General features: G+C 38.6%; 12 protein-coding genes. All 12 read right to left on the reverse strand.

Features of this window, described 5'->3' with window-relative positions:
- Positions 1 to 46: 46 nt before the first annotated feature.
- Positions 47 to 775, reverse strand: coding sequence for a copper amine oxidase N-terminal domain-containing protein (locus BAZO_RS20035; protein WP_003333320.1), 729 nt, complete (start codon positions 773 to 775; stop codon positions 47 to 49).
- Positions 776 to 791: 16 nt separating this feature from the next.
- Positions 792 to 2,321, reverse strand: coding sequence for a stalk domain-containing protein (locus tag BAZO_RS20040; protein ID WP_003333321.1), 1,530 nt, complete (start codon positions 2,319 to 2,321; stop codon positions 792 to 794).
- 77 nt (positions 2,322 to 2,398) lie between these two features.
- Positions 2,399 to 4,690: a copper amine oxidase N-terminal domain-containing protein gene (locus tag BAZO_RS20045; protein WP_003333322.1), complete on the reverse strand. Its 2,292-nt coding sequence runs from the start codon at positions 4,688 to 4,690 to the stop codon at positions 2,399 to 2,401.
- A 613-nt stretch (positions 4,691 to 5,303) separates the two neighbouring features.
- Positions 5,304 to 5,735 carry a 3-hydroxyacyl-ACP dehydratase FabZ gene (gene fabZ / locus BAZO_RS20050; protein WP_003333323.1) on the reverse strand — a complete coding sequence of 144 codons (432 nt, stop codon included), beginning with the start codon at positions 5,733 to 5,735 and terminating at the stop codon, positions 5,304 to 5,306.
- Positions 5,736 to 5,852: 117 nt separating this feature from the next.
- Positions 5,853 to 9,131 carry an efflux RND transporter permease subunit gene (locus BAZO_RS20055; RefSeq protein ID WP_003333324.1) on the reverse strand — a complete coding sequence of 1,093 codons (3,279 nt, stop codon included), beginning with the start codon at positions 9,129 to 9,131 and terminating at the stop codon, positions 5,853 to 5,855.
- Entirely contained in the window at positions 9,128 to 10,348 is a 1,221-nt protein-coding gene (locus tag BAZO_RS20060) for an efflux RND transporter periplasmic adaptor subunit (RefSeq protein WP_003333325.1), read from the reverse strand. Before BAZO_RS20060 ends, BAZO_RS20055 begins: the two co-directional genes overlap by 4 nt.
- A gap of 239 nt (positions 10,349 to 10,587) precedes the next feature.
- On the reverse strand, positions 10,588 to 10,917 hold the full coding sequence (locus BAZO_RS20065; protein WP_003333326.1) for a DNA-directed RNA polymerase subunit beta: 330 nt from the start codon (positions 10,915 to 10,917) through the stop codon (positions 10,588 to 10,590).
- A gap of 63 nt (positions 10,918 to 10,980) precedes the next feature.
- Positions 10,981 to 11,814: a flagellar hook-basal body protein gene (locus BAZO_RS20070; protein ID WP_003333327.1), complete on the reverse strand. Its 834-nt coding sequence runs from the start codon at positions 11,812 to 11,814 to the stop codon at positions 10,981 to 10,983.
- Between the two features lie 13 nt (positions 11,815 to 11,827).
- Positions 11,828 to 12,673, reverse strand: coding sequence for a flagellar hook-basal body protein (locus BAZO_RS20075; RefSeq protein WP_003333328.1), 846 nt, complete (start codon positions 12,671 to 12,673; stop codon positions 11,828 to 11,830).
- Between the two features lie 133 nt (positions 12,674 to 12,806).
- Positions 12,807 to 13,808 carry a rod shape-determining protein gene (mreB, locus tag BAZO_RS20080; protein ID WP_003333329.1) on the reverse strand — a complete coding sequence of 334 codons (1,002 nt, stop codon included), beginning with the start codon at positions 13,806 to 13,808 and terminating at the stop codon, positions 12,807 to 12,809.
- A gap of 221 nt (positions 13,809 to 14,029) precedes the next feature.
- Positions 14,030 to 14,320, reverse strand: coding sequence for a sporulation transcriptional regulator SpoIIID (spoIIID, locus tag BAZO_RS20085; protein WP_003333330.1), 291 nt, complete (start codon positions 14,318 to 14,320; stop codon positions 14,030 to 14,032).
- Positions 14,321 to 14,606: 286 nt separating this feature from the next.
- Positions 14,607 to 15,383, reverse strand: a complete 777-nt coding sequence (locus BAZO_RS20095; RefSeq protein ID WP_003333333.1) for an isoprenyl transferase — start codon at positions 15,381 to 15,383, stop codon at positions 14,607 to 14,609.
- Positions 15,384 to 15,552: the final 169 nt, after the last annotated feature.

Here is a 15,552-nt window from a genome sequence, read left to right on the forward strand (position 1 = left end):
GAAACTTCTATAATAATTATAGAAGTTTCCTCAAGTAAAACTCACTTTACCACTTTATGTCAAACTCATAGTTCATCACTTTTTGAGTTGAGCCATTTTCAAAAACTTCAACAGTAAATTTACCTTGTCTTTCATCTTTTGGTATTGGTGGTAACATGATATAACCCTTAGCATCTTGGTCTTCACCAATATCTTTAAACCAAGTGGTATCTTTCCAATATAAAACACCGCCACGGATATCCTTATTAGCGTATGTGTCTAATTCCGATTGGAAACTTGCTGTACCTTGGTCTAATTGCACAAGATTTTCATTTGTATTTTTTACGATAACATACAACTTCGTATAGTTGGGATCATCCTCAACTGAATATACTTCTACTCGTACACCATTAATTGTTTTAGAGACTGGAAGTGCTTCATATTTAGTTGAATCTTGTTTAGATGGGTCTTCAGATTTATCGCAAGTATTTTCTTGGTCATCGACTTCTTTATTAATGTTATCAACCGGTTTATCAATTGTAACCGTCTTTGTTTGATCATCCCATTCAACATCTGCACCTAGTTGTTCGGCGATAAAACGTGTTGGTACATACGTATGTCCTTCATAATTTAATGTCGTATAGCCGCTAGGCAACGCTTTTGCTTCGCCATTAATTTTGTATTTAACCCAATTTGTTATACTAGGCAGCGAAGCATTATTCGCTAATACATTGCCTCCTGACAAAAGGACACCACCGACAATAACACCGGCAATAAATTGTTTGTAGTTTTTCATGGTACTGTTTCCCTCCTTATTGAGCTGTTGAGGATGCCCCCATTGCTACCCATGGCTTTTCATATACTGCATGAAGGCTATCTAACTTCACAATAGTATCCGTGATTTTCGACTGAAGATCAGCTAATTGAAGCTCCTTTTGTCTTAAATCTAATTCAGTTGTTTGACCAACTTCATATTGAACTTTTGTTACTTGTAAACTTTTTTCTGCATTAGATAGATTGGTTTGTAAGATCGCATATTGGTCTTCTAAGCTCTTAATATTTAAATAGGTTGTACGGATGCCTTGAGCTATACTATCTTTTGTTTGAGCGATTTGATTTCCAAGAGTAGACACGGTAATTCTTTTTGTTTCATAATTCTCACCGATACTACCTGAGTTATACGTATATAAATCAAGTGATTTTTGGGTAAGATTTTTTGCTTGTTCTAGTTCAAATATCGTTGGGTGCTTTTCTAATGTTTTCGTAATTTGATAATCAACATCCGCATTTTCCATCGTTTCAAATGCAGGGATATCTACTAATGCATATGTGTTGTTACTTGATACACCCATTAATTGATTTAATTTAATTTTCGCTTGTGATAAAGCCTTTTCTGATGCCTCTAATGTCTTTTTCGTTCCATCTAGCTTATTTGCTAATTGATCATATTGAACTTGGCTAATAACTCCTTGTGTTAACTGAACTTTTGCAAGCTTGAAGTTCAACTCTTCTACTGCTAGAGCTTTTTCGTTATACAACTTACTTGCCTCTTTTTGAATGACATCATTATAGGCCTGTTTAACTTGATATGTGATTTCTTCTTTTGTTGTTTCGAGATCACGTTTTGCTTTTCTCACTTTGTCATCTGCTGATAACATCCCTAAATAAATTTGTCTTATTTGAGCATCCTCTAATGAATTACCCGTACCGAATGGTTCACTGTATCTGAAGAATTCACCGTAGTCATCACGTGATTCATCCGCCTTATCAATTTCTTTTTCGGCATTTTTTAGCGCGTAGCTATAGGCAAGTGCCTTTTGTAATGCATCATTATATGTTAATGTAGTCGAATTTTCATTTTTAGGGATTGAACTATTAGAATTACTATTTGTGCTCGTTTGTTGTGTACTTGTCGGCTGTGTAATCGTAATTGTTCTTGTTGTTCCATTCCAGTCTACTTTTGCGTCAAGGGTTTCACTAATGAAGCGTAGGGGTACCATTATTCGATTATTTAGTAATTGTGGTTCTGTATCTAGCTTTTGGAGGATATTGTTTATAAAAGCATCTTTAGAGCCTTTTTTAAGCGTGATCGTTTTATCCTCTTTCGCAACTTTTACGGCTTGAGTTGCCTGTTCCCAATCGACTTTTGCACCTAACTTTTCAAAAACGCCGCGCAAAGGAACTAAGGTAATATCCCCATGAATAACAGGATTTTGATCAAATACAACTTTATTGCCGTCGACATAAACAGAGATTGACGATTGTTCTGCATGTGTGAGCTGCGGGAAAGTTAGAGTTCCTGCTAGCAAAGGGATTATAGCCCATTTTGATATTTTATTCATCTTTTCATCTCCATATATTGGATATAGATTCTAGTAAAAAAGGACCCCCTAATGGAGGCCCTCTTATTTAGGGTTAATTACTTAACTGTAACTGTTTGATTTGTTTCGTCATAGTTAACAGATGCACCTAAAGCTTGTGCTACGAAACGAACAGGAATTACTGTACGTCCATCTTTAACTTTTGCAGCAGAATCCATTGCGATGTTTGCACCGTTAACTGTTAATGTCTTAGAACCAACTTTTAATTGTGCAACATTTCCTGCTTTAATAAATGTAGCTGTTTGAGTTGCTTGATCCCAAAGAATGTTATCTTGGCTGATACCGATAGCTTCAGCTACATATCGAACTGGCATAAATGTACGACCAGCTTCTACGAATGGAGCAACGTCCATTGTTTTTTCAACTTCGCCTACTTTATAAGTAGTAGATCCAATTGTGAATGTTGCAGGTACAACTGTTGCATTACCATCAGCTGGAGTTACAACTGTTGCAACAGCTTTCTTCACAACGTAGTCACGATCGAATTCACCAGCGTCTACTTTACCAGAAAGATCATATTCTGGGTCTTTAGCATCATATTTGAATGTTGTATCACCGAATTTAGCATCATTCTTACCAAATGCTTTATAAAGTGCCCAATCATCACCGAAAGTAGAGTTTTGAACGATAGCATCTCCACCTACTTCAACTGTTACTTCACCTTCAGGAACTGAACGGTTAAGGTCAAGTGCTAGTCCTGAAACTACAATTTTACTAGCTCTTGTGCTTTCACCATCAATGTCAAATGTTAATACTCCACCATCAACATTAATAGAATCCTCTTTGATCTTAACGTTTCCTTCACTTACAGTGATTTTTGGTTTTTTATCTGTAAATTCACCGTTAGAAAGTTTAAGTTGTACTGTTTTATCATCAAGTAAAGCACCTTTAACAGCTTCAGTAATTACGATATCCTTAAGAGGTTGCTCTTTAATACCTGTTCTTACATCTACTTTTTCTGTTTCAACTTTAACTGGAGCAACAACTTTAGCAATTACTGTTTCAGGAACTTCAATACCTGCACGACCACTGATTTTAACTGTTACATCGCCTTCAACATCAGCTTTTGTAGATACATAGAATTTAACTTTAAATTCTCTTTTTGAATCAGTATCTTTTAGATCAGATGGTAAATCAAAGCTGATTTCATTGCTTTTTCCTTCGATATCACTGTTAAATAGGTCTTCTACCTTAGCGTTATTTCCATTTTTATCTTTAATGTTTTTAGCATCTGAAACATCTACACCTAGAACTTTTACCCAAGTTGGGAATTCTACGTCTACGCTTCTACCTGGTAACCAAGAGCCTGCAACCGTTTCTTTAACAAGAACTTCTACAGTTTCTACATCTTTCTTGTCATCTGTTAAGCGACCAGCTAATAGTGTTGGCACATCACCTTTTAAAGATGCATCTGTACCGAAATCGCCATATTTTGCAACGACAATAGTAGCACTTGATACTTTATCACCATCAAGATCAACTTCGATATCGCCAAATTCAGCGCGTTTGTCAGCGTCGATTTTCAAACCTTTAATATAGAATGTACCAATTTTTGATGCTTGTTTACTGAATTTGAATTCAATCGTTAATTTATTATCCTTCGGAGTTACAGTTAAATCATTTTTAACATCAATTACGCCAGCTTCAGTAAATCCACCACCAAGGCTAATATTAGAGCTGCTGATATTTTTATCCCATTTAAAATTAGATGGTAAAGTTAATGTGATTTTTTGCTTTGAGCCACCATTGTAAAGTGCGCCAAGAGATGTTTCATCTATGCGCATATCATCAATTTGTCCGCCGTCTTTAATTGTTTTTACAGAAGCAATTGATGCTGTTGTTTTACCTCCACCAATAACAGCGATCGTATATTGACCACCTGAAAGAACTGAATCTCTTGGATCAACAGTTACTTTAACATCACCTTCTGCTCCATCAACTTCAAAATATAATGGGATTTTATATTCGCCAGCGCCTTTTGCAATTTTTTTCTCTATTCTAAGTTCTAAATCACGGTCAGTTCTTGAAACAACTGTTAATTGATCGTTATCGATAAGTTTATCTTCTGTAAAATAACCATCTGACCAATTCACGCCACTTGGCAATGATAATCTAAACGTATCACCAGTAGTCGCGATATCCATATCATCTGCTCTAATGATTAAGTTGTTTGGATTATTTAGGTCTGTAGCATCGTAATCATCAGCAACATATAATACCTTATCAACAATATTCTTAGTATTTGCAGCATCAACAGTTGTTACAGCTACAGGAGCTACAACGCCAGCTAATAAAGCTGCAGAAGTCATAACTTTTAAAGTTTTATTCATAATTTCTTATCCTCCCTATGATTGGTTGAAATTTTATATTTTCACTAAACCAAAAGAACAGCTTCATAACTTCTTATGTAACAAGATTAATAGAATTGTTCCCTTGGGTTAGTAAATACCTAGAAATAAAGTTCCATTGTGTAGTATAGTACTGAAATTCACAATTGTCAACCTTTTCTACTAATACAAAAATATTACAAGAAATAAGTTAGACAATTTGTCAACTTCATTTTAACCACTGTGCCTCTTTAAGGAATTTACCCTTTAATGTTAGCACATTCCTATTATAGGATGTTTTAGCTACAAGATGCAACAATTTTCTACCATGTTACACAAATGTAATATTAATAGAATTTCATTGACAACTTGTTATTCTGTTAGATTGAAATCATCCATACACAATTCGCTTTGGCTTAGTTCAAAGCTATTGATCTATAGATCATTGTAAAAGCATTTACTTTGTGTTTCCTCTCACAATATCTATCTATACTTGATTATATGTGAAAATATGCCAAAGGTACAGTTAAGGTTTGCTTACTTTCGTTACAGAAGTGTTACAACGGCAAAAAGTCAGATACATTTATCGATCTGACTTCCACCTCAAACTTATTAATTACTGTTTATCCCCTAACGCAAACATAATTTCCGTCTCACAAACTAATTCACCATCTACCGTTGCAATTCCTTTTCCTTTTCCAATCTTTCCTTTTACCCTTGTCATTTCTACTTCTAAGCGAAGTTGATCCCCTGGCACTACTTGTCTTTTGAAACGACAGTTATCGATTCCTGCAAAGAAGGCAAGGCGTCCTTGATTATCAGGAAGCTTGAGCATGGCAACCGCACCAACTTGGGCTAACGCCTCTACAATGAGTACACCAGGCATGACTGGGTAATCAGGGAAATGTCCGTTGAAGAATTCTTCGTTAGCTGTGATATTTTTGTAGCCAACCGCGCGCTTGCCGTCTTCGACTTCAAGTATACGGTCTACTAATAGGAAGGGATAACGGTGTGGGATGATTTTTTTTATTTCATTAATATCTAACATATGTAGTGGTCTCCTTTTCCAATGTACTTTTGACCAATTATAGCATACTAGATTTAGTATCAAAAGCTATTGACATGGAGAGCGCAGGCTCTCCATGAACAACATTTTTTTGCCCACCTACATCCCTCTAACATCATCTGCACACTCTATTGTGCAGTCTTTATCTTTTCGATGTTTAATTTGTGCACGTTTTGTTTCTACCATACAATATAATACCGGGATTACAAATAGCGTTAAAACTGTTGAGGCAATGGTTCCGAACATTAACGAAATGGCAAGTCCAGAGAAGATCGGATCGAACAAAATAACAATGGCTCCGATTACTACTGCTGCCGCTGTTAAAATTATCGGCTTAGCTCGGACGATTCCCGCTTCAATTACTGCATCCGATAATGTTGCCCCTTCCTTACGGCGCATGATTGTAAACTCTACTAATAGAATCGAGTTTCTAACGATAATCCCTGCTAAGGCGATTACCCCAATCATGGACGTCGCCGTGAAGAAGGCGCCAAACAACCAGTGACCTGGGATGACGCCAATCAATGTCAACGGAATTGGTGACATGATAATAAGCGGCGTAATAAAGGACTGGAACCAACCCGTTACAAGCAGGTACATGACAATCAACGCTACAGCAAAGGCAAGCCCTAAATCGCGGAATACTTCGTACGTGATTTGCCATTCGCCATCCCACTTCATCTTACTATCATCTTCTAACCATGGCTGATGAGTTAGATATTGTTCAATTTTTGTACCGGAAGCTGTTTCAATCGCTCCGATTTTATCCCACATTTTTGCCATCGAATAGGCTGGGCTTTCCTCATAACCGGCAACATCACCGACAACATAGGTGACACTTTGTAGGTTTTTCCGGTAAAGAGGTTGTTCAACCTGTCCTTCTTGAATGTCAACAAGCTCTGCCAATGGAATCAGTTTACCTTCTGCTGTTGGAATTTGAATGCTCTTTATATCCTCCAGATTGGCTCGGTCACCTTTTTCTGGCTGAATTTTAATCTGGACTGGATTTAATTCATGTTCAGGGTGAATTAATCCAACAGATGCTCCATCCACCATCATTTGAATCGTTTTGACGATTTGCTCGTCTGAAATACCATTAAGCCTTGCTTTTTCTTTAATCGAGAAACTATATTGCGTTTGAATATCTTCCATGTACGTATCGACGTCGACAACGCCTGCTGTTTCTTTAAAAATTTTCTCAGCCTTGCGAGCTACTTCAAATTGCTCTTCCCGGTCATTGCCATAAATCTCTAACACAAGTGTTGATAATACCGGTGGTCCTGGTGGTACTTCTACAACTTTGGCATTAGCGCCATACTCACCTGCAATCTTTTGAATATCAGGACGGATTCGTTTGGCAATATCATGACTTTGATCTTTCCGGTTTGTTTTTTCTACAAGATTGATTTGGATATCAGCCTCGTGTTTGTCTGAACGTAAATAATAGTGACGAACAAGCCCATTAAAATTGAACGGTGATGCTGCACCAATATACATTTCATAATCTGTTACTTCATTTATAGTAGATATATATTGGCCAATTGCTTTTGTTGCTGCTGCTGTCCCTTCCAATGTCGAACCTTCCGGCATATCAATGACAACTTGAATTTCACTTTTGTTATCAAACGGCATCATCTTCATAGGTACTGCCTTTGTATAGAAAAACGTAAATGAGCCTAACAGTAACCCAATAACACCAAGTAAAAATACGAATCTTTTACCTTTATTTAGAAGCATTTGCTGAATTGTATTCGCATACCATTTGGAATATCCTTTTAAGTTATGACGTTCAAATGCCTGCTCTCTTTGACCTGGTGTCTTTTTTAAGAAACGATAAGCAAACCACGGTGTGACAATAAAGGCAACAAGCAATGAGAAGAACATCGCCACTGATGCATTAATCGGAATCGGTGCCATGTATGGTCCCATTAATCCACCAACGAAAGCCATCGGCATTAGTGTTGCGATAACAGTGAAAGTGGCCAAGATTGTTGGGTTTCCTACTTCATCGACGGCTAGTATGGCTGCCTTCAATGGCTTATGCGTTCCTTTTTGGAACCAGCGATGGATGTTTTCAACAACAACGATCGCATCATCGACGAGAATCCCGATCGCAAAAATCAGTGCAAATAAAGTTACGCGGTTTAAGGTGTAGCCATACATTTTACTGAGGAATAAAGCTAGTGCCAATGTAACCGGCACGGCAATTCCAACAACAATGGCTTCACGCACCCCTAGAACTACACCAATTAAAAGCGTAACAGACAGTGTCGCAATGAGGAGGTGCTTGATTAATTCGTTTGCCTTTTCTTCCGCTGTTTCACCATAATTCCGTGTTGGTGTCACTTGAATCTCTTGTGGGATCACTTTTCCTTTCAGGTCTTCAATTTTCTTCTCTACATTATCAGCAATCCAAACTGCATTTGTGTTTGGTTTTTTCGAAACAGATATCGTAACAGCAGGATAAATTTCACCTTGCTCTTTCTCAATATGCTTTTCTTCTGCCATTGGACCTGCACCAAGAAGGACATAATTCGTAACTTCTCCCGGTCCATCTTTTACAGTTGCCACATCCTTCACATACACGGGGCGGTTTTCATAAATGCCGATTACTAAGTTTTCAATTTCGGTTTTATTTTGAATATACTGACCTGTTTTTACTTTATATTCTTTGTTTCCTTGATCAAATTCTCCAGATGGCAATGAAATATTGGCCTGCCTTACTGTTTGTTCAATGGCAATCGGGGAAATGCCGTAGCTTGCCAAGCGATTTGGATCAATTCGAATGAGGATTTCTCGGTTAAGCCCACCAATGACTTCCGTTTTCGAGACATTTTCGATTTTGTTGATTTCATCTGCGACGACATCGGCGATTCTTTTTATATCATAATGTGTATGCTGATCACTCCACAGTGTGTAAGATACAATGGGAACATCATCGATCGTAATCGGCTTGACAAGCGGCTCCATTGCGCCTTCAGGAAGCTCATCGATATTGGACATGAGCTTATTATAGAGACGGACTAAGCTTTGATCTAAATCCGCGCCTACTTCAAATCGTGTAATGAAGTTGGCCATGCCCGGTGTTGATGTAGAATAAATATATTCGATGCCATCAATTTCCCATAGCTTCTTTTCCATTACTTTTGTAATTCGATTTTCAATATCTTCGGCCGTATGTCCTGGATAGGCGATATAGATATCGACCATCGGTACAGATATTTGCGGTTCTTCTTCCCGCGGCGTATTTAACACCGCGAAGACCCCGAGTAAGAGCACAGCGATGACAAGCAATGGCGTCAGCTTTGAATCAATGAATGCTCTCGCAATTTTACCGGATAATCCTATCTTTTCGCTTTTTTCGTAGTCGTTTTTCATTCGGCAGCCACCACCCGTACGCCATCCTTGACCTTTTCAATGTTGGATAGAACGATGCGTTCGCCCGGATTTAATCCGCTTAGTACTTCAACTGTTTGATCCTGTTCTTTACCAAGCTGCACATAATGAAGATGAGCAATGCCTTGATCGTCGACAACAAAGACGGCAGTTAATTGCGACCAATAATAGATAGCTGTTTTAGGAATAAATATTCCTTTTTGATCCCCTTCAGGAAAAATAGCATAGCCAAACATGCCGCTCTTTAACTTACCCGCTGTTTGCAGAACTTCAATTTTCACCCTAAAGGTGCGGCTTGCTGGATCGATCTTTGGGGTGATTTCTGTTACCTTGCCCTGTACGGTATTTTGCAAAGCGTCAATTGTCACTGAAATTTGATCTCCAATCTTAATCTCGCTTTGCTTACGCTCATCAACGAAAACTTCCAAGTAATAAGGTGCTTTTTCTACTGTGAGTAATGGCATACCTGGATTCACCATGTCACCTGTGTCCACAACCGTTTCAACCACGACTCCGTCAAATGGTGCCGTTATCGTTGCATCTTGAACACTAATGCTGGCTGAATTGTAGGCAGCTTCCGCAACACCTAAGTTCGCCAACACTTCTGTGCGATTGGCTTTTGTTGTTGCTAGCTTAGCTTCCGCTTCTGCCAACTGTGCTTTTGCTGCAAGATACGCTGTTTCAGCTTCGTCTTTTTCTTGCAGACTAACAGCTCCTGCCTCATACAAACTTGTCATACGGCTATACATTTTTTCTTTTAAAGTTAAATCTGCCTGTGCCTTTGTCACAGCCGCTTCGACTTGTTTAATTGTTTCATCAATACTTTTAACCTTTGCTTTTACAGTATCTATATTGGCTGAAACTTGATTTAACGATGCGTTCACTTTTTCATTATCCAGCAACACCAATGTCTGCCCTTGTTTTACAAAGTCACCACTTTTCACAAGAACATTACTAACATTCGCCATAATTTCTGATGCAATCTTTGCATTCTCATCCGAGACTATAGATCCAAATACTTTATTGCCGGTATTATACGTCTCACTATTTACTTTCCCGATTTCAATCCCATCCACCTGCTCAGCTTCCACCAGCTTTGTCCCTGGCTCTACTTTTTCATTAAAAATGCCAGATAAAATTAATAAAAATGCCGTTACAGGGATGATGAGAAAAACAATAATTTTTATCCAACCCTTCATTAAAGTCCCCTCCCTAGAAAAATATACCATAATACCTATATGGGTATATTATACCCTAAATAATTATACGTCAACTTAAAATTTCACATATTTCAGGACATGGGGCCGGTGGTGTGCCAGAGGGTCGGGAACTGTGTCTCAGTTTTTTCGGGACGCGGGGTCGGGAACTATGGCCCAAAGGAACGAACCGGGGCCCAGCCACAAAAAAAGAGAGCACGCAGCCCTCTAAATTACTAGCATTATTTATTTTCATCCGTACCCTTTACAACCAAATCCACTAAATGTTCCCACGTTGAGAATTTTAAAGCATCCATCGCTTTCCCACTTCCGATGACACCGTAGCCAAACATAATCCCAGCTGTCATGCTAACAACGAGTAGGATCGCAACAATGAGCAAGCGCAGCCAAATAGGAATAAGCCGGATTTTGGTCGGCTTTTTTTGTTCGGTATCCTTCTCTCGACTTTGTTGTTTTTGGACACGTTCGGCTCGCGCAACAACTCTTGCTTGTCTCCGTTGTATGCGTGATTTCTGTTCAGCTTGCCTTAACTGTTCAAATTCACTTGCCATTGTTGTTACCCCTTTAATTTTACTTATATATACATAGAAGAAACTTACTCGGGTTGGAATAAACTACCTCAAATTAGATATCAGACCAGCCATTTGGTCTGCTATTGAGATGGATTTTGCATTGAATTGGTATGAGCGTTGGGCGGTCAGTAGCTCTGTCATTTCCGTTGCGGTATCGACGTTTGACATTTCTAAGGCCCTTTGCTGGATCAAACCTTCTTCACCTTCTACAACCTGATAAACTTCCTCATCCAATAGGTTTAGTTGTTCTAAGTCCGGCAATGCAAATTGATTCTCACCTATTGCCTGTAAAAGTTGCGGGCGAAGTACTTGAACAAGTTGAAGTTGGCCCAATGATTCTTCGGTATTATCATTGTTTGTTACGATTACTTCACCAGACTCAGAGAATTTTATATCCTTAAAATTCTCTGGAACAAATATCGGTTCACCATTTGTTCCAAGGACAAAATCTCCATTACCTGTAACTAGTGCCATTTCACCTTCATCGTAAGGTGAGAGGTAAAAGGCACCGTCCCGAGTGTAACGTGTAGTGAAGTCTCCATTTTCTTCAACGAGCAATCCAAAGAAATCATTTGGCCTTTTTAAAGCCAGGTCCAACGAGCGATCTGTTGATTTAATACTGCCTTGTTCCATCCGTAGATTTGTTTCAGAGAGTTTAGCCCCCGAGCCTTGGCGAATGCCATTTGGCGTACGACGACCAATCTCTTCATTTGCATTTGGTTGATTATTAATTTGCTGGAATAAAAGATCATTAAAGTTTGTTTCTCTACTTTTATAGCCATTTGTGTTTGAATTGGCTAGGTTATGACCGATGGTATCTATCTTTTTCTGAAGTTGTGCCATTGTTACACTTGCTGTTAGCATTGATCGATTCATTGATCATACCCCCCTAGCTTATACGACCGATTTCATTTACGGCTTTTTCCATACTTTTATCGTAGGCTTGTACTACCTTTTGGTTGGCTTCGAATGTCCGATAAGCCATCATCATTTCTGACATCGTTTGTTCTATATTAACATTGGAACGCTCAATAAATTTCTGTTTTACCTGATAGGTTATTTCCGGGTTATCAAGCGCACTTGGCAGCTCTTGGTTTGCCCCGTCTAAGCGGAATAAACCATTGCCTTCTTTTACAAGTTGCCCCGGATCTTCTGCATAGGCGATTTGAATCTGTTGGCCCGTGTCCTCGCCATCTTCGAAAAAACGTCCATCCGCAGTAACGGTAAAATCAGCACCATAGATCATGAGAGGATCTCCAAATGTATCCGTTACATAATAACCATCCGTTGTCGTTAGATATCCTTCACCATCTACTGTGAAATTCCCATTTCGTGTATAACGAGTCTCACCGTTGGCATCTAAGACTTGAAAGAATATGGCACCCGGGCGATTTGTATCAGGATTAACTGGAAGGTTACCATTAATTAAAGCAAGGTCTGTTTGATTACCTGTTTCTTGGATATCGCCTTGTTTGAATTTTGGCAGGGCTTCCTGCATATAGACACCTGTATTGATTGGACCAACTGTATTCATACCTCTTAGTTGGTATTGTTTTTTAACAGGTAATGTTTGTGTATTCATACTTGTGATTAGCATTTCCGGAAATGCCCGTAGCGATCCTTGATCTGCTTTAAATCCGGGTGTATTCGCGTTAGCTAAGTTATTTGTCAGCATTTCTTGGCGGCGTTGCTGTGAAAGCATGCCCGCTGCCGCTGTATAAAAACCTCGGAGCATATTGTTGTCTCCCTTCGAGATCGGAACTTTTCCTTTATAGTGGGACAGAGGGTCAGGTTCACTGTCCCATTTGGGTCACAGGACCCACCGAGCCACAGAACCCGACCCCTTGTCCCATTTTATATCGACCGGTTTAGCCCCATCTTTTACTTGGAAGTTTATCCATATTATCTAACATGATGCCTGTTCCGATTGCTACGCAGTCCATTGGATTTTCTGCAATTAGAACAGGAACTTTTAATTCTTCTGCTAAAAGCTGGTCGATGCCGTGAAGCAAGGCGCCGCCACCTGTTAGGATTACACCACGGTCAATAATGTCTGCTGATAGCTCTGGTGGCGTACGTTCTAATACGCTTTTTGAAGCTTGTACAATCAATGCCACTGATTCACGTAGTGCTTCCCCGATTTCTTGTGAATAAACAGTAATTGTACGTGGAAGGCCTGAGACCATATCACGACCGCGAATATCAATTTCCTCATTACGTGCACCTGGAAATACAGTTGCCACATTGACTTTGATATCTTCAGATGTTCGTTCACCAATTAACAGCTTATATTTTCTTTTGATATAATTCAGTATTTCTGTATCGAACTTGTCCCCAGCCATTTTAATAGAAGAGGCGGTGACAATATCGCCCATTGAAAGCACGGCAACATCTGTTGTTCCACCGCCAATATCTACAACCATGTTTCCACTAGGCTGGAAGATATCCATCCCTGCACCAATTGCAGCAACCTTTGGCTCTTCTTCAAGAAATACTTTTTTACCGCCGCTTTTTTCAGCAGCTTCTTTGATTGCTTTTCTTTCCACCGACGTTGTATTAGTTGGACAGCAAATTAACATCCGCGGTTTTGAGAAAAAGCCTTTCACATTGATTTTTTCAATAAAATACTTCAACATTGATTCCGTTACATCAAAATCGGCAATGACCCCATCCTTTAATGGACGAATTGCAACAATATTTCCAGGTGTACGACCTACCATACGTCTTGCCTCTTCACCAACAGCTAATGCACGACCAGTGTTGCGGTCAATCGCAACTACAGATGGTTCGTTCAAAACGATACCCTTCCCTTTCACATGGATCAGCACATTAGCCGTTCCCAAATCAATTCCGATATCCCTAGCAATCATTAATCATTATCCTCCTTAAATCATTCCATCTATATGGAAACCGATACTTTATCTCTAATATCATATTGTATCATATTTGCATAGGGTCTGTCATTTTTTGTACTATAAAGTCTAATTTTTATGGATTATAGTATAAGAAAAACATCAACATTTACCATTGTGGGCAAATATCGTGTTTTTCTAATCGGAAATTTCATTGGGAATTTATTGGATTTTTTAGATTATCTGATCTGTACTTCGGTGCTGTCTGTCTCAGCATCGGTTTTATCCGATTTGTACTTCAATTTTGTTGCTTCACCACCCCGTAAGTGTCGAATTGATTTATGATAATCGAGTATCTCTTTTACTTCGTTTGCTAGCTCGGGATTAATGTCTGGAAGTCGTTCTGTTAAATCTTTGTGGACAGTACTTTTGGAAACGCCAAATTCCTTCGCAATGACGCGAACTGTCTTCCTCGTCTCCACGATATACTTGCCAATCTTGATAGTACGCTCTTTGATGTAATCGTGCACACCACTCGCCTCCCTAAATTGGATGTGAGAAGTGCGAAATGAGACTCACTTTATACGCTCACCTCAAACACTCTCTAAACATGGTTTGTATATATTTATTAGCGAACAAGTGGTATTATGCTTAAAAGTCAATAGGGACAAGGGAATTGTTAGAATTTTTTTGCTTTTGAGCCATGGAGTCCGCCATGGGGGCGGGAACTATGGTCCATTTATGGGTGCAAAACAAAAGGCTGGGTATCATGGCGATACCCAGCCTTTTGTTTTGATATGTATTCGATTTAATTAGTTATACTCCACCAAACCTTCGAGTTCGGCATTGGTATTCAACAATGGATTTAAGAAATTCGTTTTTATTAAAATCCGGCCAATACACATCGGTAAACCAAAACTCTGCATATGCTAGTTGCCACAACATAAAGTTGCTAAGCCGAATCTCCCCACTGGTGCGAATTAACAAATCAGGTTCTCCGATATCAGAAGTCATTAAATAACTAGAAAACAATTCTTCATTAATATCTTCGACTTCTAAATTACCATTCTTTGAATCTTTCACGATCTGTTTTATCGCTTCAATCATTTCATAGCGACTACCATAATTTAATGCGAAGTTTAGAATTAAACCATCATTGTACTGAGTGTCATAAATCGCTTTATTTAATGCTTTTAAAGTATGTGATGGAAGTTGCTCTTGGTTCCCCATTACCCTGACTTGAACATTTTCAGTAACTAATTCAGGCAAAAATGTTCCTAAAAATTCCTCTGGGAGCCTCATTAAATAATCAACCTCTTCTTTAGGCCTCTTCCAATTTTCAGTTGAAAATGCATAAAGAGTTAACACTTTAACTCCAATTTCATTAGCTGATTTTACAATTTTACGGACTACCTTCATTCCCTCATAGTGACCGGCAATACGAGGAAGACCTCTTTTTTTAGCCCAGCGCCCATTTCCATCCATTATAATTGCAATGTGATTAGGTACAGAAGACAAATCAATATCTTCTATTGAATAATCCGAACTTGTGATTTCTGTTTTGTTCTTTATTAACGAGAAAATATCGAGCATTATATCCTCCACCTAAATTTCTTTAAAGTATTACTAAAAATAGAACTTTTATTTATTTTTCAGATAATTCAAGTATTTTGTTTGCTAGTAGGTCTATTTTATCGTAAAAACTAATGAACTTCCATATTTCTTTATTATTTTACATATTATAACAGGACCTTTATAGGAA

Origin of the sequence: Schinkia azotoformans LMG 9581 (assembly GCF_000307855.1) — a bacterium.
Lineage (GTDB): Bacteria > Bacillota > Bacilli > Bacillales > Bacillaceae_J > Schinkia > Schinkia azotoformans.